The 17,142-nt window shown below is 65.6% G+C and carries 14 protein-coding genes; 9 read left to right on the top strand and 5 right to left on the bottom strand.

What is annotated here, in order from left to right; translation table 11 throughout:
- Window positions 1–10: 10 nt before the first annotated feature.
- The 4 genes from KW843_RS08785 to KW843_RS08800 form a co-directional block, all read right to left on the bottom strand.
- Entirely contained in the window at window positions 11–559 is a 549-nt protein-coding gene (locus tag KW843_RS08785; RefSeq protein WP_218294755.1) for a septation protein A, read from the bottom strand.
- 24 nt (window positions 560–583) lie between these two features.
- Window positions 584–997, bottom strand: a complete 414-nt coding sequence (msrB, locus tag KW843_RS08790) for a peptide-methionine (R)-S-oxide reductase MsrB (protein ID WP_218294756.1) — start codon at window positions 995–997, stop codon at window positions 584–586.
- On the bottom strand, window positions 994–2,475 hold the full coding sequence (locus KW843_RS08795; RefSeq protein WP_218294757.1) for a YdiU family protein: 1,482 nt from the start codon (window positions 2,473–2,475) through the stop codon (window positions 994–996). The genes msrB and KW843_RS08795 overlap by 4 nt, the downstream gene beginning before the upstream one ends.
- A gap of 121 nt (window positions 2,476–2,596) precedes the next feature.
- On the bottom strand, window positions 2,597–3,640 hold the full coding sequence (locus KW843_RS08800) for an AraC family transcriptional regulator (protein ID WP_218294758.1): 1,044 nt from the start codon (window positions 3,638–3,640) through the stop codon (window positions 2,597–2,599).
- A gap of 183 nt (window positions 3,641–3,823) precedes the next feature.
- Here KW843_RS08800 and KW843_RS08805 point away from each other — a divergent pair, with 183 nt between their 5' ends.
- Window positions 3,824–5,530: a carboxylesterase/lipase family protein gene (locus tag KW843_RS08805; protein WP_218294759.1), complete on the top strand. Its 1,707-nt coding sequence runs from the start codon at window positions 3,824–3,826 to the stop codon at window positions 5,528–5,530.
- Window positions 5,531–5,560: 30 nt separating this feature from the next.
- Here the strand turns inward: KW843_RS08805 and KW843_RS08810 are convergent, their stop codons facing one another.
- On the bottom strand, window positions 5,561–6,247 hold the full coding sequence (locus tag KW843_RS08810) for a Crp/Fnr family transcriptional regulator (protein ID WP_218294760.1): 687 nt from the start codon (window positions 6,245–6,247) through the stop codon (window positions 5,561–5,563).
- 216 nt (window positions 6,248–6,463) lie between these two features.
- Between KW843_RS08810 and KW843_RS08815 the strand changes: the two genes are divergently transcribed.
- The 8 genes from KW843_RS08815 to KW843_RS08850 all read left to right on the top strand — a co-directional run bounded on the left by KW843_RS08815 (window position 6,464) and on the right by KW843_RS08850 (window position 17,139).
- Window positions 6,464–8,107, top strand: a complete 1,644-nt coding sequence (locus tag KW843_RS08815; protein WP_218294761.1) for a 3-(methylthio)propionyl-CoA ligase — start codon at window positions 6,464–6,466, stop codon at window positions 8,105–8,107.
- A gap of 286 nt (window positions 8,108–8,393) precedes the next feature.
- On the top strand, window positions 8,394–9,626 hold the full coding sequence (locus KW843_RS08820; protein WP_218294762.1) for a branched-chain amino acid ABC transporter substrate-binding protein: 1,233 nt from the start codon (window positions 8,394–8,396) through the stop codon (window positions 9,624–9,626).
- Between the two features lie 68 nt (window positions 9,627–9,694).
- On the top strand, window positions 9,695–10,648 hold the full coding sequence (locus tag KW843_RS08825) for a branched-chain amino acid ABC transporter permease (RefSeq protein ID WP_218294763.1): 954 nt from the start codon (window positions 9,695–9,697) through the stop codon (window positions 10,646–10,648).
- Between the two features lie 4 nt (window positions 10,649–10,652).
- Complete coding sequence (locus KW843_RS08830; protein WP_218294764.1) at window positions 10,653–11,984, top strand: branched-chain amino acid ABC transporter permease; 1,332 nt, start codon at window positions 10,653–10,655, stop codon at window positions 11,982–11,984.
- A gap of 2 nt (window positions 11,985–11,986) precedes the next feature.
- Window positions 11,987–12,778: an ABC transporter ATP-binding protein gene (locus KW843_RS08835; protein WP_218294765.1), complete on the top strand. Its 792-nt coding sequence runs from the start codon at window positions 11,987–11,989 to the stop codon at window positions 12,776–12,778.
- A 3-nt stretch (window positions 12,779–12,781) separates the two neighbouring features.
- Window positions 12,782–13,477: an ABC transporter ATP-binding protein gene (locus KW843_RS08840; RefSeq protein ID WP_218294766.1), complete on the top strand. Its 696-nt coding sequence runs from the start codon at window positions 12,782–12,784 to the stop codon at window positions 13,475–13,477.
- Window positions 13,478–13,786: 309 nt separating this feature from the next.
- Window positions 13,787–15,886, top strand: a complete 2,100-nt coding sequence (locus KW843_RS08845; protein WP_218294767.1) for a 3-hydroxyacyl-CoA dehydrogenase NAD-binding domain-containing protein — start codon at window positions 13,787–13,789, stop codon at window positions 15,884–15,886.
- 77 nt (window positions 15,887–15,963) lie between these two features.
- A complete protein-coding gene (locus tag KW843_RS08850) occupies window positions 15,964–17,139 on the top strand; it encodes an acetyl-CoA C-acyltransferase (protein WP_218294768.1) in 1,176 nt (391 codons plus the stop codon).
- Window positions 17,140–17,142 lie beyond the last annotated feature (3 nt).

Genomic DNA, 17,142 nt, shown 5'->3' on the forward strand with positions numbered 1-17,142 from the left:
AGGTCGTCCTTCAGGCTGCGGGCTCATCGCCTTCGTCGCCCTTGAGGTGGGGCGCCACATAGATGCCCTGGCCCACCAGGAAGACCAGCGGGAAGGCATACCCCCAGAGCTTGAAGTCCACCCAGGCCTCGGTGCTGAAGTTGACGACGACATACGCGTTGATGGCCGACATGAACGCGCAGTACACGATCCAGGCGACGTTCAGCCGGTGCCACACACCCTCTGGCAGGGTCAGCTGGCTGCCCAGCAGCATCTTGAGGAAGTTCTTCTTCATGATCCACACCGCCACCGCGAGCGCGACGGACATGGCGCCGTACAGCACGGTGGGCTTCCACTTGATGAAGCGGTCGTCCTGCAGCACCAGCGTGAGCGTGCCGAACAGCAGGATCAGCACCAGGGTCACCTTGTGCATGGTCTGCAGGCGCCGGTCGATGGCGTAGATCAGGGCCATCTGCGCGACGGTGGCGCCCATGAGCACCGCGGTGCCCACATAGATGCCGTACAGCTTGTAGGCCCCGAAGAACAGCAGGATGGGGAAGAAGTCGATCAGGATTTTCATGGGGTCAGGGGCGGGTCTCGGGGCTCAGTCCTTGCCGGATTCGAAATCCAGCGAGGCCGAGTTCATGCAGTAGCGCAGGCCGGTGGGGGTGGGGCCATCTTCGAAGACATGGCCCAGGTGGGCCCCGCATTGTGCACACACTGTCTCGGTGCGGACCATGCCATGGCTGCGGTCCACGATCTCGGTGATCGCCCCGGGGATGGCCTCGGAGAAACTGGGCCAGCCGCAGCCGGCATCGAACTTGGTCACCGAATCGAACAATTTCGCGCCGCAGCAGATGCAGTGGTAGCTGCCATCGGCCCAGTGGGCCTCGTATTTGCCGGTGAAGGGGCGTTCGGTGGCGGCATGGCGCGTCACCTGCAGGGCGGCGGGTTCGGCGCCCTTGCCCTGCAGGATGGCTTGCCACTCGGCTTCGGTCTTCTGGACGGGGTAGGTCATGATGAACAGCTGATCTCGATGGAAGACGCCCAGTCGGGCGGGAAGGCTGCGTAGGCGTCGTGCCCGGGGTGCTCGTCGAAGGGGTGCTCCAGCAGCCGCTGAAGGGTTTGGAGTTCACTGAAGTCGCCAAGTTTCGCCGCACGGATGGCTTGCTCGCCCAGGTGGTTGCGCAAGACGAACTTGGGATTCGTTTTTAGCATCAAATCGGCCGCTGGCGCTTGCCCATCAAGCGCCAGCAGCTCTGAATAGGATAGCAACCACTGGTCCAGGGCGGCGCGGTCGGCAAACAGGTCCCGCACCGGCTCGAAATCGCGCCCGGCCACTGCATGCGACAGGCGGCGCCAGAAGATCGTGTAGTCCACACCGTTGCGGGCGAGCAGCAGCAGGATGCCGTCGATCAGTTGCCCATCGCCTTCGCTGGCGCCCGCAAGCCCCAGCTTGGCGCGCATGCGGGCCATGAATTCCTGGGGGAACACGCTCTTGTAGGACTCCAGGGCCTGCTTGGCCAGTTCCTGGTCGCCGATCAGGGGCAGCAGCGCCTGCGCCAGGCAAAACAGGTTCCAGTACGCCACGTTGGGCTGGCGGTTGTAGGCATAGCGGCCCTGGGTATCGCTGTGGTTGCACACGTGGCCGGGCACGAAGGCATCCAGAAACTGGAAAGGGCCGTAGTCGATGGTCAGGCCCAGGATGCTCATGTTGTCGGTGTTCATCACCCCGTGGCAAAACCCCACGGCCTGCCACTGCGCCATCAGCCTGGCCGTGCGCTCGCTCACGGCCTGCAGCAGCGCGGCGTAGGCATTGCCGCCGACCTCGGTGGTGCCCCGGCATTCGGGGTAGTAGCGGTCGATGACATAGTCGGCCAGGGCCCGAAGCTGTGGCTGCAGGTCGTTGGCGGCGAAGTGCTCGAAATGGCCAAAGCGCACGAAACTGGGGGCCACGCGCGTGACCACGGAGGCTGTTTCGATCTCTTCGCGGCGCACGGGCGCGGGCGAGCCGGTGATGCACAGCGCGCGCGATGTCGGAATGCCCAGGCCATGCATGGCCTCGCTGCACAGGAATTCGCGGATGCTGGAGCGCAGCACGGCCCGCCCGTCGCCCATGCGGGAGTAGGGCGTGCGCCCCGCGCCCTTGAGCTGGATTTCCAACCCGCCGGCGGTTTCCCCCAGCAGGATGGCCCGGCCGTCGCCCAGCTGGCCGGCCCAGACGCCGAACTGGTGCCCGCTGTAGACGCTTGCAAGGGGCCGCGAGCCAGCGAGCAGCACGTTGCCCGTGAAGGCCTGCAGGGCTTCGTCGCTCTCCAGCCATGCAGGGTCCAGGCCGATCAGCCGCGCCACGGCGGCGCTGGTTCCCACCCAGTGCGGCGCGGGCAGCGGGGTCGGGCGCAGTTCGGTGAAAAAGTCCGGTCCCAGGGCCGCGAAACCATGGTTCCAGGCCAGGCCGATGTCGGCGGTGGTGTCGCTGTCGGCGGGCAGGTTCATGGGGTCGATTGTCTCGCACCGGTGATGCCCCGGCCCCGGCAGGGCCATGGGTGGGGGAGGGTGGAACCCGTTGCGCCGCGCGCAGGCCGCCGCGCGGCCCGCGTGGGTTCGCCGGGTGTTCTCAGGCGCCCTGTTCGGATGCCGTGCTTTCGGGCTCCGCGTGCAGTACGTGGGCCCGGTACTGGCCGGGCGGCATGCCGAACCAGCGCTTGCACGCCCGAAACAGGTTGCTCTGGTCGGCGAACCCCAGCAGATCGGCCACCTCAGCCAGGCTGCGGCGCTCATCGCTCAGGTACTGGCCGGCCAGCTCGCGCCGCGTGTCGTCCAGCAGTTGCTGGTAGCTCACGGATTCGGCCTGCAGGCGCCGCTGCAGCGTGCGGTCGGTCAGGTGCAGGCGCGCCGCCACGTCTTCGCGGCGGGGTTCGCCCAGGTGCAGGATGCGGGCCACCTCGGTGCGCACGCGCGTGCTGGCCAGCGTCTGGCCCAGGTGGTCCAGTTCGGTCTCGACCAGTCTTTCGTGCAGGGCCCACAGGCTGGGGTTGTGGGTGGGAATGGGGGCCAGAAGGTCGGCCTCGGCCAGCAGGAAGCGGTTGGCGGGCTGGCTGAAGTGCGGCAGCAGGCCGAAGGCGGAGCGGTAGCGCGCCTCGTCCGCGGGCGGCGGGGTGATGAGTTCGACCGCCAGCGGCGTGAGCTCGCGGCGCGTCAGCCAGCCGCACAGGGTCAGCAGGGTCAGCACGGCGAACTCGACCCGCTGGCGCGGAATGGGCCGGGTGGCGCCGATGTGGCTCAGGACGAGCCAGTACCCGCGCGGCCCGCGCTCCATCTCGAAGGTGGTGGCGTCCGAGATCACCGCCATGTGCCGCTGCAGGTGCTGAAACCCAGCAAGGAGATTGGGGCCCGACGCCAGCGCATAGCCCACCAGATCCACGTTGCCGTAGCGCCCGGTCAGGTTGCGGTCGAGCCCCAGCCCCGGCTTGCCGTACTGCGCCGCGGCCAGCTCCCACAGGCGGCTCACGCGGTCTACGTCGACGCGGGTCTGGGGCAGGTGCAGCGCGGCCAGGTCGATGCCCGCCTCGGTGCACAGCTGTGCGGCCGGCAGGCCCTCGGCCGCGAACATGTCCGCGATGCCCCGCACCCAGGCGGCCGAACTGGTGCGTGGGGTCATGGGTGGTTTTTCCCCTCAGGGTTAACGCTAGGGTGGTGTTCTGAAGTCACTGTTTTGGCGAGGTTGCGATAGTGGGCCGAAGGCGAAGCATTCACACAATCGTCGCTGAGGACGGGCCCTGCCGCAAGTGTGACGCTTCGGAGAGGCCCGCCCCATTCCTGAAAACCCCAAAGGAGACAAAACATGCCCGATTTTCAGTGGTGTCTGCGGTGGAGTGCCGCCGTGCTGTCGGTGTTGGCGACAACGGCGTGTGGCGGTTCGGACGGCAAGCCCCCCGAGCTGCGGGAAACCCGCTACGGCATGGTGCGTGGCGTGGACGACAGCGCCGCCACCGGCACCTATGCCTGGAAGGGCATTCCCTTCGCGAGGCCGCCGGTGGGCGAGCTGCGCTGGCAGCCGCCGGTGGAGCCCGTGGCATGGTCGGGCGAACGCAATGCCAGCCAGTTCGGCAATGCCTGCCTGCAGATGGGCCGCATCTACGGTCCCGGCGCCAACAACCGGTTCGACGACACCATCGGCCAGACGCTCAACACGCCCGTGGGGAACGAGGATTGCCTGACGCTCAACATCTGGCGCCCGGCCACGTCGCAGGACAACCTCCCCGTGCTGCTGTTCCTGCATGGCGGCAGCGCCATCTCGGGTTACACCGCCGATCCCGTGTACGACGGCGCGGCGCTGGCCCGCGCGGCCAATGCCGTGGTGGTGACCGCCAACTACCGCCTGGACGTGCTGGGGTTCATGCAGCTGCCCCAGCTGCACGGCGGCGGCCAGCCCTATACGGGCAACTACGCCCTGCTCGACAACGTGCAGGCACTGCGCTTCATCCAGAACAACATCGCCGGTTTTGGCGGCAACGCGGGCAATGTCACGCTGATGGGGCAGTCGGCGGGCGCCATCAATGCGCTGGCGCTGCTGACGGCGCCCCAGGCTGCTGGGCTGTTCCACAAGCTCCTGCCGGTGAGCGGGGGGATTTCGCTGGCGGCGAATTTGCCGCCCGGCTCCATTCCCACGCTCAATCCTGCATCCCGGTATGCCACCCAGTCCGGCATGCTGCTGGCGCATCTGGCGCTGGCCGACGGCCTGGCGCCCGCGTTGCCCGCCGCCCAGGCACTGGTCGCGGGCTGGCCCGCCTCCCAGGTGGCCGGCTACCTGCGCGGCAAGGATGCGAGCGTGATCCTGCAGACGCTGCTCAAGAACGGGCTCACCGGGTCCGGCCCCATCCCCGACGGCGTGGTGGTGCCCGCCGATCCGATCGCCGAACTGGGAGCCGGGCGCTATCACAAGGTGCCTGTCCTGTCCGGCTACACGGCGGACGAGGGCAAGCTGTTCGCGCCGTTCCTGGCATTGCTGGGGGGCAAGCCGGGGATGAAGATTTCCGACGCGGACCGCTTCGCGATGATGCAGAAGTTCAACCCCGACGCGCCCACCACGCTCACGGCCGGCGACATCCTGGATGCCTCCTATCTGCCCGTGACGGCGCCCGGCACGGGCTACAACGCGCGCACCCGCCTGCTGGGCAGCGTGTTCATCGACCCGAGCCGCGACAACCTGCTCAACACCCTGCGCAGCCAGCAATCCGCGGTATGGAGCTACCAGTTCAACTGGGCGCAGCAGCCCGCGCCCTGGAACGACGTGTACGGCGCGGCGCATGCGTTCGACCTGCCGTTCCTGTTTGGCAACTTCGGGCCTTCGGTCTTTGCCAGGGCCACCAACAGCGCGGCCAACCAGCCAGGGCGCCTGGCGCTCTCCAAGGCCATGATGGACAGCGTGCGCGCGTTCGTGCACACGGGAGATCCGAACAACGCGACGGTGAACCAGAACTGGAAGCCGTGGCCCAGCCGGCTCCTGTTCGACGCCGACCAGAAGGCCGTGCGCCTGAGTGTGCAATAAGGTGAGGGTGCCAGTGCGATCTGCAGGGTGTCAGCGCGCCGCGGTGGCGGCGAGGTACGCGTTCAGCGCCTCGTCGTCCACGATGGCCACACGTCCGAAGTCCAGCGACACGATGCCCATGCCTTCCAGCGCGCGCAGCACCTTGTTCACCGTCTGGCGCGACAGGCCCACCAGCTGGCCCAGCTCGTCCTGCGTGAGGTTCAGCCGCCGCGTGCTGCGCCAGAACAGGCGGCTCAGGTACAGCGCGACGCGGTGCTCGGTGGACTGGGTCCGTCCGGCCTCGATGATCGTCATGGCCTGGCCCAGCCGCATGTTCAGGTGCAGCACCAGAAACTGGTTGAACGCCAGGCTGCTCTCGCGCAGCGTTGCGAACAGCGGCAGCGGCAGGCACAGCAGCGTGGTGGGGCGCAGGGCGACCACGTGGTACCGGCGGGGCTCGGGCTTCATGGCCGATCCTTCGCCGAACCATTCGCCATCGGGCACGCCGATGAAGGCCGAGGAGCGCCCCTGGCTGGTGGGGCTTTGGAGCATCACCAGGCCGGACAGCACCGCGTGCCAGCCTTGCACGGCACTGCCGGCCGGCATCATCACTGCGCCCTTGTCGCCGTGCGTGGCGAATACCTCGGCGCGCAGGCGCTCCTGCAGGGCTGCGGGCACGCTGGCAAACCAGGGCTGGGCCGCGATGAACCGTGGGGCGGAGGGGGCGGAACTGAGCATGGGCGTGATTGTCACCGCCCACGCCAGGCGTTCAGGGTATTCCCTTGGCCTTTGTCAATGGGACGACAGGTGTTGGCAGGCGCGGCCGCCGCGCGCACACTGCGGCCCTGTTGCATGTGCGCCGGCCGGCCAGTCCGCTTGCCCTGGGCGACACCGCAATGAGACACGCCGCGCTACGATGACCATTCCATTCACCACAACATCCAAGGAGCACACATGCTGGGCCTGATGCAGAGCCAACCGTTGCTGATTTCGTCGTTGATCGAGTTCGCAGAGCGCCACCATGGCGATGCCGAAATCGTGTCGCGGCGGGTCGAGGGCGACATCCACCGCTACACGTACCGCGATCTGGGCGCGCGTGCACGCCGGTTGGCCAATGCGCTGGACGAGCTCAAGCTCGCGTTCAGCGACCGCGTGGCCACCCTGGCCTGGAATGGCTACCGCCACATGGAGATGTATTTCGGCGTGAGCGGCTCTGGCAGGGTGCTGCACACCGTGAACCCGCGCCTGCACCCCGACCAGATCGCCTGGATCATGAACCATGCCGAAGACCAGGTGCTGTGCTTTGACGTGACGTTCCTGCCCCTGGTGCAGGCCGTGCATGCCCGGTGCCCCACGGTGAAGAAATGGGTGGCCCTTTGCGATGCGGACAAGCTGCCCGCGGATTCCGGCATCCCCGGCCTCACGAGCTACGAAGCCTGGATCGACGCGCAGTCGCCGGACTACGCCTGGCCCGCGTTCGACGAGAACTCGGCATCGAGCATGTGCTACACCAGCGGCACCACGGGCAACCCCAAGGCCGCGCTCTACAGCCACCGCTCGACCACGCTGCACGCCTATGCCGCCGCGCTGCCGGACGTGATGTGCCTGTCGGCACGCGACTCGGTGCTGCCCGTGGTGCCCATGTTCCACGTCAATGCCTGGGGCATCCCGTACTCGGCGGCGCTCACGGGCTGCAAGCTGGTGTTCCCCGGCCCGGCCATGGATGGCAAGTCGATCTACGAACTCATCGAATCCGAGAAGGTCACCTACGCGGCCGGCGTGCCCACCGTGTGGCAGATGATGCTGGGCCACATGAAGCCGGCCGGCCTGAAGTTCTCCACGCTCCGGCGCACCGTCATCGGCGGCTCGGCCTGCCCGCCCGCGATGATCCATGCGTTCAAGGAAGACTTCGGCGTGGAAGTCCTGCACGCCTGGGGCATGACCGAGATGAGCCCGCTGGGCACGCTGTGCACGCTCAAGAACAAGCACCTGGCCATGTCCAAGGACGACCAGATGAAGATCCTGCAGAAGCAGGGCCGCGCGATCTACGGCGTGGACATGAAGATCGTGGGCAGCGACGGCAGCGAGCTGCCCTGGGACGGCAAGACCTACGGCGACCTGCTGGTCAAGGGGCCGTGGATCGTGGACAGCTACTTCAAGGGCGAGGGCGGCCATCCGCTCATCCAGGATGCCCAGCGCCGGGGATGGTTTCCCACCGGCGACGTGGCCACCATCGATGCCGACGGCTTCATGCAGATCACCGACCGCAGCAAGGACGTGATCAAGTCCGGCGGCGAATGGATCAGCTCCATCGACATCGAGAACATCGCCATGGCGCACCCCGCGATTGCGATGGCGGCCTGCGTGGGCATGCCGCATCCCAAGTGGGATGAGCGCCCCATCGTGGCCGTGGTCAAGCGCCCCGGCACCGAGGTCACGCGCGAGGAGCTGCTGGCCTTCTACGAAGGCAAGACCGCCAAGTGGCAGATCCCCGACGACGTGGTGTTCGTCGAGGCCATTCCACTGGGCGCCACCGGCAAGATGCTCAAGACCAAATTGCGCGAGCAATTGAAGGACTACAAGCTTCCGGGCCTTTGAAGAAAGCTTGACGGCGGTGGCCTCAATGCATCGCCGTCGTCGTGGCCGTCGAATCTGGCGCAGACCAGACCAGACCAGGCCAGGCCAGTGCACCCGTGGAACCGGCTTTGCCGGGCCACCGGGTGCGTCCCCCTCCCGCGCAGCGAGAGAGGGTGAAGGCGCGCAGCGCCACAGGGGGTGACACCGATTCCAGTCACGTGTGCGACGCTGGTAGGGGCAATCCCTGAGCATCGCTTTGTTGCAACGCGGTACGCTGCGTTGTGTTGATTTACAAGGAGACAAGACCATGAAATTTGCTATTAAGGCTGTAGCAGCCTCGGTACTGTTGGCAAGCGCTGGCGGGGCATTCGCTCAAAAGGGCGAGACGGTGAAGATCGCTTGGCTCGACCCGCTCTCCGGCCTGATGGCGGCAGTGGGAACGAACCAGCTCAAGAGCTTCCAGTTCATCGCTGAAGAGTTCAACAAGAAGAACCCGGCGGGCGTCAAATTCGAGATCATCGGCATCGACAACAAGCTCAGCCCCCAGGAGACCACGAGCGCCCTGCGTTCGGCCATGGACCAGGGCGCACGCTACGTCGTGCAGGGCAACGGCTCCGGTCCGGCCCTTGCCATCATGGACGCGCTGGAAAAGCACAACGCGCGCAATCCCGGCAAGGAAGTGCTGTTCCTGAACTACGCGGCCGTGGACCCCGACCTGACGAACAGCAAGTGCAGCTACTGGCACTTCCGTCTCGATGCAGACACCTCCATGAAGATGGAAGCGCTGACGACCTACATGAAGGACTTGCCTGAAGTCAAGAAGGTCTACCTGATCAACCAGAACTACTCGCACGGCCACCAGGTGGCGAAGTTCGCCAAGGAAATGATGCAGCGCAAGCGCCCCGACGTGCAGTTCGTCGGCGACGACCTGCACCCCCTGGCCCAGGTGCGCGACTTCTCGCCCTACATCGCCAAGATCAAGCAGTCGGGTGCCGACAGCGTGATCACCGGCAACTGGGGTTCTGATCTGGCGCTGCTGATCAAGGCGGCCAACGACGCGGGCCTGAACAACGTCAACTTCTACACCTACTACGGTTCCGTCACCGGCAGCCCCACGGCCATGGGCGCCGCCGCGGCGGGCCGCGTGTACATGGTGGCCTATGCGCACATGAACCTGCCGGGCGAGCTCAACAAGATCGTGGTGGACTACAAGAAGAAGTTCAACGACGACATGTACACCGGTGCCGTGTACCACGCGTTCACCATGCTGTCCGAAGGCTTCGCCAAGGCCAAGTCCACCGACCCGGTCAAGGTGGCCGCCGTGTTCGAAGGCATGAAGTTCAAGAGCTTCAACGGCGAGGTCGAGATGCGCAAGACCGATCACCAGCTGCAGCAGGGCCTGTTCATCTCCAAGTGGGAAAAGGCGGGCGCCAAGTTCCCGATCGACTCGGAGAACACCGGCTACACCTTCGTCCCTGTGAAGTACTACGAGCCCTATGTGGCCAGCACGCCCACGTCGTGCCAGATGAAGCGCCCGTAAATCCGGTTCCATCGCTTCGAGGCCCGACCTACTCGGGCCTTTTTTTTACCTTGCAATGAAAAATTCCAATGAATCCTGAGTTTTTCGTGATTTCCCTGCTGAACGGCGTGAGCTACGGGCTCCTGCTCTTCATGCTGAGCTCGGGCCTCACGCTGATCTTCAGCATGATGGGGGTGCTCAACTTTGCGCACACCAGCTTCTACATGCTGGGGGCTTATTTTGCGTTCACCATCTCCGGGGTAGTGGGCTTCTGGCCGGCGCTGGTGCTGGCCCCGCTCGTCGTGTTCGCGCTGGGCGCCGCCTTCGAGCGCTACTGCCTGCGCCGGGTGCACAAATTCGGGCACGTGCCCGAACTGCTGGTCACCTTCGGCCTTTCGTACCTGATTCTTGAAGTGGTGCAGCTGGTGTGGGGACGCTCCACCGTGCCCTATGGTCTTCCGGAGCAACTGCAGGGACCCCTGTTCTCCCTGTATGGCACGCAGTTTCCCAAGTCGCGCTCTTTCGTGATGCTGGTGGCGTTGCTGATGCTGGTGTCGGTGTGGCTGCTGCTCACGCGCACACGCATCGGCCTGGTGATCCAGGCGGCACTCAAGTACCCCGAGATGGTGGAAGCGCTGGGCCACAACGTGCCGCGCGTCTTCATGCTGGTGTTCGGCGGCGGCGCCGCGCTGGCCGGCCTGGCCGGCGTGATCGGCGGCAACACCTACGTGACCGAGCCCGCGATGGCGGCATCGGTGGGCTCCATCATCTTCGTGGTGGTGGTGGTCGGCGGCATGGGCTCGCTGGCGGGGGCCTTCCTCGCGTCGCTGCTCATCGGCCTGGTGCAGACCTTCGCCGTGGCGCTCGACTATTCGCTGATCCATGTCTTCCAGGCCGTGGGCGTGGCGGTGACCGACCAGACCTTCGGCTATCCCTTGCTCAAGCTCACGATTTCCCAGGTGGCGCCCATCCTGCCCTATCTGTTCCTCGTGCTGATCCTGATCTTCCGCCCCAAGGGCCTTCTGGGCACGCGGGAGGACTGATGCCATGAATTCCACTACGACAACCACCCCCGCTGTTTCCAGCGCCACCTCCTACTACCGGTTCAAGCCGTGGAACGTGGGCCGGTTCATGATCTGGACCCTGTTCGCGGTCATGCTCATCGTCGCGCCCATGCTGTTTCGCAGCAGCCTGGCGCTGACCATGCTCTCGCAGATCGGCTACCTGATCATCATCTGCCTGTCCTACAACATCCTGCTGGGGCAGGGGGGGATGCTGAGTTTCGGCCACGCGGTGTACACCGGGCTGGGTTCGTTCATCGCCATCCACGCGATGAACATGGCGACCAAGGGCTCGGTCAACATTCCCCTGGTGTTCATCCCGCTGGTCGGCGGCCTGGCCGGAGCGTTCTTCGCCATCCTGCTCGGTTTCGTGACGACCAAGAAGTCGGGCACCACCTTCGCCATGATCACGCTGGGCATTGGCGAACTGGTCGCCTCCATGGCGCTGATGTTCCCTGAGTTCTTTGGCGGGGAGGGCGGCATTACCACCGACCGCGTGTATGGCAAGGCCTTCTTCGGCCTGAACTTCGGCTCGGGCATGCAGGTGTACTACCTGATCGCAGCCTATTGCTTCGTCTGCACCGCCGCCATGTTCGCGTTCACCGGCACGCCGCTGGGCCGCATCCTGAACGCCGTGCGCGACAACCCCGAGCGCGTGGAGTTCATCGGCTACAACACGCAGCGCGTGCGCTACTTCGCGTTCATCATCGCGGGCTTCTTCGCGGGCATTGGCGGGGGGCTGGCCACCATCAACTTCGAGATCATCACGGGCGCCGACAGCCTGAGCGTGATCCGATCCGGCGGCTACCTGCTGTTCACGTTCCTGGGCGGTGCCACCTTCTTCTTCGGGCCCATCATCGGCGCGGTGCTGCTGGTGCTGGCGTCGGTGCTGCTGTCCGAGCTGTCCAAGGCCTGGCTGCTGTACCTGGGCCTCGTGTTCCTGTTCATGGTGATGTATGCGCCCGGCGGCATCGCCAGCCTGATCATGATGAACCTGCGGCTGGCCAAGTACGGCAAGCTGCGCCCGCTCTGGAGCTCCTACCTGGCCCTGGCCGGCACGGCGCTGGTGGGCGTGATGGGTGCGGCCTGCATGATCGAGATGACCTACCACCTGCAGCTCAACGCAGCGCTGGGGCCTGAGCTGACGTTCCTGGGCGCGACACTCAATGCCAAGGGCTTCACGAGCTGGTTCGGCGCCATTTTCGTGATGGTCACGGGCTTTGGACTCTTTGAACTCTGCCGTCGCCAGTTCGTGCGCCAGTGGAGCACGATCCAGGAAGAGATCGAACATGAAATCAAGCGTGGGGAGGCGCTGTAAACATGGCGGCTGACAACGCAACCAATACCTATGCGCTCGAACTGCGCGACCTGCGCAAGAGCTTTGGCAAGACGGAAATCATCCGTGGCGCGAACCTGGCGGTCGCTCCGGGCGAACGCGTGGCCATCATCGGCCCCAACGGCGCGGGCAAGTCCACGCTGTTCAACCTCATCAGCGGGCGCTTCGCACCCACCAGTGGGGACGTGATCCTCAACGGCCAGCGCATCAACGGCCTGGCACCGTACGAGATCAACCGCAAGGGGCTGTCGCGCAGCTTCCAGATCACGAACATCTTTCCCAAGCTCTCGGTGTTCGAGAACCTGCGCTGCGGCGTGCTGTGGAGCATGGGCTACCGCTACACCTTCCTGCGTTTCCTGTCGAACCTGCACGACGCCAACGAGCGCGCCAAGCAGCTCATGGAGATGATCAAGCTCGACAAGAAACGCGACACGCTGGCCATGAACCTCACGTATGCCGAGCAGCGCGCTCTCGAGATCGGCATCACCATCGCGGGCGGCGCCAACGTGATCCTGCTGGACGAACCCACGGCCGGCATGAGCAAGAGCGAGACCACGCGCTTCATCCACCTGATCAAGGAGGTGACCGAGGGCCGCACCCTGCTCACGGTGGAGCACGACATGGGCGTGGTCTTCGGCCTGGCCGACAAGATCGCCGTGGTGGTGTATGGCGAGGTGATCGCTTTCGATACACCCGAGAAGGTGCGCGCGAATGCGCGCGTGCAGGAGGCCTACCTGGGATCGGCCGTGGCCGACGAGCAGGGCGCGGGACACTGACTTATGCTGAAAATAGACAATCTCCACGCCTACTACGGCAAGAGCCATGTGCTGCATGGCGTGAGCTTCGACGTGCAGCCCGGCGAGATCGTGGCGCTGCTCGGGCGCAACGGCTCGGGCCGCTCCACCACCGCCAAGGCCATCATGGGCCTGGTGGACTGGGAGGGCACGCTGCAGTTCAAGGGCCAGGACCTCAATGGCAAGAAGGCCTATGAGATCGCCCACCTGGGCCTGGGCTACGTGCCCGAGAGCCGGGACGTGTTCCCCAACCTCACCGTGCACCAGAACCTGCTGCTCGGCCAGAAGGGCAACGGCAAGGGCAGCCGCTGGTCGTTCGACGACATGTACGAGATGTTCCCGCGCCTCAAGGAGCGCCAGCACACCGAGGCGGGGGTGATGTCCGGCGGCGAGCAGCAGATGCTCACGCTGTGCCGCACGCTCATGGGCGACCCGGACCTGATCATCATCGACGAGCCGACCGAGGGCCTGGCGCCCAAGATCGTCGAACTGGTGGGCCAGTACCTGCAGACCATCAAGGCGCGCGGCATCTCGGTGCTGCTGATCGAGCAGAAGCTGACCATCGCCATGAAGATCTCGGACCGCGCGCTGGTGATGGGGCATGGCTCCATCGTCTTCCAGGGCACGCCGGACAGCCTGCGGGCCGACAACTACATCCGCAAGGAATGGCTGGAGGTATGAAGGCCCTCCTGAGTCGCTTCGCGCCATCCCCCCACGGGGGGGGCGCTCCCAGCGCGGCGGGGCGGCCCTTGCGCGGGAGCGCTGGCCTTGGCCGCGTCCGATTCAAAGGCCATGAGCCCTGCTACAGCCTGTGATTGGCCCAGAGAGGCGCCTGGACTGACCTGGCGCCTCTTTTTTTGCCCGAAGAGACGGGTTGGCGGCCAGGAGCCATGTCCCCACCGGGACAAATTGACACGCCAGCGCCGCGCGAAGTCTCTACAATAAAAACGCACGATCGTTCTTTTTCACTCTCCAAGGAACAACAGCACCATGACCGCTGAATACAAAGTCCACGGCTCCGTTGCCGTGATCACCATGGCCAATCCCCCCGTCAACGGACTCGGTCTGGCGACCCGCCAGGGCATCGTGGACGGCCTCGGCCGTGCCAATGCCGATGCAGCGGTCACTTCCATCGTCATCACCGGCGCTGGCGGGGCCTTCTCCGGGGGGGCCGACATCAAGGAGTTCGGCACCGACAAGTCCCTGCAGGAGCCCAACCTGCTGTCGGTGATCGCCGCCATCGAGAACTCGGCCAAGCCCGTCGTCGCCGCCATGCACACGGTCGCCATGGGCGGTGGCCTGGAGCTGGCTCTGGGTTGCCACTACCGCATTGCCGCGCCTGGCTGCGCCATCGCGCTGCCGGAAGTCAAGCTGGGCCTGATCCCCGGCGCGGGTGGCACGCAGCGCCTGCCGCGCGTGATCGGCGTGGAGGCGGCGCTCAACATGATCGTGAGCGGCGAGCCCGTCAAGAGCGAAATGATTGGTGGCGTGCCAGGCCAGAAGCTGTTTGACAAGATGGCCGCGTCCGCCGAGTCCCTGGCGCAGGAAGCCCTGGCCTTCGCCCAGAGCGTGGCTGACGCCCGTCCGCTGCCCCTGGTGCGCAATTTCCCCTGCAAGCATCCCGAAGGCGACGCGTACTTCCAGTTCGCGCGCAACATGGTCAAGGGCATGGCCAAGAACTTCCCGGCGCCCGCCAAGTGCGTGGACGCGGTCGAAGCCGCCACGAAGAAGAAGTTTGCCGAAGGCATGCTGGTCGAGCGCGAGATCTTCATCAACCTGATGTGGACGGCCGAGTCGCGCGCGCTGCGCCACCTGTTCATGGCCGAGCGTGCGGCCAGCAAGATTCCCGACGTGCCGTCCGACACCCCCAAGCGCGACATCAAGCTGGTGGGCGTGATCGGCGCCGGCACCATGGGCGGCGGCATCTCCATGAATTTCCTGAACGCGGGCGTCCCCGTCAAGATCCTGGAGATGAAGCAGGAAGCCCTGGACCGTGGCGTGGCCACGATCAAGAAGAACTACGAAGCCCAGGTCAAGAAGGGCAAGCTCAAGCAGGACAAGTACGAGCAGCGCATGGCCCTGCTTAGCACCACGCTGAGCTACGACGATCTCAAGGACTGCGACCTCATCATCGAAGCCGTGTTCGAGGAGATGGGCGTCAAGGAAGCCGTGTTCAAGCAGCTCGACGCCGTGGCCAAGCCCGGTGCCATCCTGGCCTCCAACACCTCCACGCTCGACGTGGACAAGATCGCCGCCTTCACCCAGCGTCCGCAGGACGTGGTGGGCATGCACTTCTTCAGCCCCGCCAACGTGATGAAGCTGCTGGAAGTGGTGCGCGGCAAGCACACCGCCAAGGACGTGCTGGCCACCGTGATGGCCATCGGCAAGAAGATCAAGAAGACTTCCGTGGTCTCGGGCGTGTGCGATGGTTTCATCGGCAACCGCATGATCGAGCAGTACAGCCGCCAGGCAGGATTTCTGCTGGACGAAGGCTGCACTCCCCAGCAGGTGGACAAGGCGGTCGAGAAGTTCGGCTTTGCCATGGGTCCGTTCCGCATGGGCGACCTGGCCGGCAACGACATCGGCTGGGCCATCCGCAAGCGCCGCGCCGTGGAGCGCGCCGACATGAAGTACAGCCGGACCGCCGACAAACTGTGCGAGCTGGGCCGCTTCGGCCAGAAGACAGGCGCGGGCTGGTACGACTACCAGGCCGGCAAGCGCGATGCGATCCCGAGCGACCTGGTCAACAAGATGATCGAAGACCACCGCAAGGAACTGGGCATCACGCCGCGCAAGATTTCGGACGAAGAGATCGTCCAGCGCCTGGTGTTCGCCCTGGTCAACGAAGGCGCGCACATCCTGGAAGACGGCATCGCCAGCAAGTCGGGCGACATCGACATGGTGTACCTCACGGGCTACGGCTTCCCCATTCACCGCGGCGGCCCCATGCACTACGCCAGCGAAGTGGGCCTGTTCAACGTGGTGCAGGCTATGGACCGCTTTGCCAAGAACCCCAACGACGATGCGGCGTTCTGGAAGCCCGCCCCGCTGCTGGCCAAACTCGCCGCAGAAGGCAAGGCGTTCAACTGACATCGATGCGAAGCCGCACCGCGTGCGCAGGCCGCAGGCCGCCACGGGTGCGTTCCACCCCCTGAAAGGATTTCCCCATGACCTCCGCAGTGATTGTTTCCACCGCCCGCACCCCGCTCGCCAAGAGCTGGAAGGGTTCCTTCAACATGACCCACGGCGCCACGCTGGGCGGCCATGCCGTGCAGCACGCCGTGGCGCGCGCCGGCATCGATGGCGCCGATGTCGATGACGTCATCATGGGCTGCGCCACGCCCGAAGGCGCCACCGGCAGCAACATCGCCCGCCAGATCGCGCTCAAGGCCGGCCTGCCCATCACGAGCTCGGGCGTGACGGTGAACCGTTTCTGCTCCTCCGGGCTGCAGACCATCGCCCTGGCCGCCCAGCGCATCATCGCGGGCGAAGCCGACGTGTTCGTGGCCGGCGGCGTGGAGAGCATCTCCTGCGTGCAGCAGGAGATGAACCTGCACATGATCCAGGACCTGGCCCTGGCCAAGCAGAAGCCCGAGATCTACTGGAGCATGCTGCAGACCGCCGAGCAGGTGGCCAAGCGCTACAACATCGGCCGTGAAGCCATGGACGAATACGGTGCCGCCAGCCAGCAAAAGGCCTGCGCGGCGCAGGCCGCCGGCCTCTTCGACGCCGAGATCGCCCCCATCACCGTCACTGCCGGCGTGGCCGACAAGACACTGGGCCTGATCACCAGGCAGGTCACGGTGAGCAAGGACGAAGGCACGCGTGAAGGCACCACGGTCGAGGCGATCCAGGGCCTGCGCTCGGCGCTGCCCGGCGGCCTGATCTCGGCCGGCAATGCCAGCCAGTTTTCCGACGGCGCGGGCGCCTGCGTGGTGACCAGCGAGGAGTACGCCAGCAAGAAGGGCCTGAAACCCCTGGGCCGCTTCCTGGGCTTCGCGGTGGCGGGCTGCGAACCCGACGAGATGGGCATCGGCCCGGTCTTCGCCGTGCCCAAGGTGCTCAAGAAGCTGGGTCTCACGGTCAACGACATCGACCTGTGGGAGCTCAACGAAGCCTTCGCGGTGCAGGTGATCTATTGCCGCGACAAGCTGGGCATTCCGGCGGACCGCCTGAACGTGAACGGGGGGGCCATTGCCGTGGGCCATCCCTACGGCGTGTCGGGCCAGCGCCTCACGGGCCATGCGCTCATCGAAGGCAAGCGCCGCGCCGCCAAGCGCGTGTGCGTGACGATGTGCATTGGCGGCGGCATGGGTGCCGCAGGCGTGTTCGAGGTGTTCTGAGGC

This window comes from Acidovorax sp. sif1233, assembly GCF_019218755.1.
GTDB lineage: Bacteria > Pseudomonadota > Gammaproteobacteria > Burkholderiales > Burkholderiaceae_C > Acidovorax.

Excerpts from the sequence above, each read along its gene's own strand:
- KW843_RS08785 (WP_218294755.1), bottom strand. The coding sequence starts at position 559 with ATGAAAATCCTGATCGACTTCTTCCCCATCCTGCTGTTCTTCGGGGCC.
- msrB (WP_218294756.1), bottom strand. The coding sequence starts at position 997 with ATGACCTACCCCGTCCAGAAGACCGAAGCCGAGTGGCAAGCCATCCTG.
- KW843_RS08795 (WP_218294757.1), bottom strand. The coding sequence starts at position 2,475 with ATGAACCTGCCCGCCGACAGCGACACCACCGCCGACATCGGCCTGGCC.
- KW843_RS08800 (WP_218294758.1), bottom strand. The coding sequence starts at position 3,640 with ATGACCCCACGCACCAGTTCGGCCGCCTGGGTGCGGGGCATCGCGGAC.
- KW843_RS08805 (WP_218294759.1), top strand. The coding sequence starts at position 3,824 with ATGCCCGATTTTCAGTGGTGTCTGCGGTGGAGTGCCGCCGTGCTGTCG.
- KW843_RS08810 (WP_218294760.1), bottom strand. The coding sequence starts at position 6,247 with ATGCTCAGTTCCGCCCCCTCCGCCCCACGGTTCATCGCGGCCCAGCCC.
- KW843_RS08815 (WP_218294761.1), top strand. The coding sequence starts at position 6,464 with ATGCTGGGCCTGATGCAGAGCCAACCGTTGCTGATTTCGTCGTTGATC.
- KW843_RS08820 (WP_218294762.1), top strand. The coding sequence starts at position 8,394 with ATGAAATTTGCTATTAAGGCTGTAGCAGCCTCGGTACTGTTGGCAAGC.
- KW843_RS08825 (WP_218294763.1), top strand. The coding sequence starts at position 9,695 with ATGAATCCTGAGTTTTTCGTGATTTCCCTGCTGAACGGCGTGAGCTAC.
- KW843_RS08830 (WP_218294764.1), top strand. The coding sequence starts at position 10,653 with ATGAATTCCACTACGACAACCACCCCCGCTGTTTCCAGCGCCACCTCC.
- KW843_RS08835 (WP_218294765.1), top strand. The coding sequence starts at position 11,987 with ATGGCGGCTGACAACGCAACCAATACCTATGCGCTCGAACTGCGCGAC.
- KW843_RS08840 (WP_218294766.1), top strand. The coding sequence starts at position 12,782 with ATGCTGAAAATAGACAATCTCCACGCCTACTACGGCAAGAGCCATGTG.
- KW843_RS08845 (WP_218294767.1), top strand. The coding sequence starts at position 13,787 with ATGACCGCTGAATACAAAGTCCACGGCTCCGTTGCCGTGATCACCATG.
- KW843_RS08850 (WP_218294768.1), top strand. The coding sequence starts at position 15,964 with ATGACCTCCGCAGTGATTGTTTCCACCGCCCGCACCCCGCTCGCCAAG.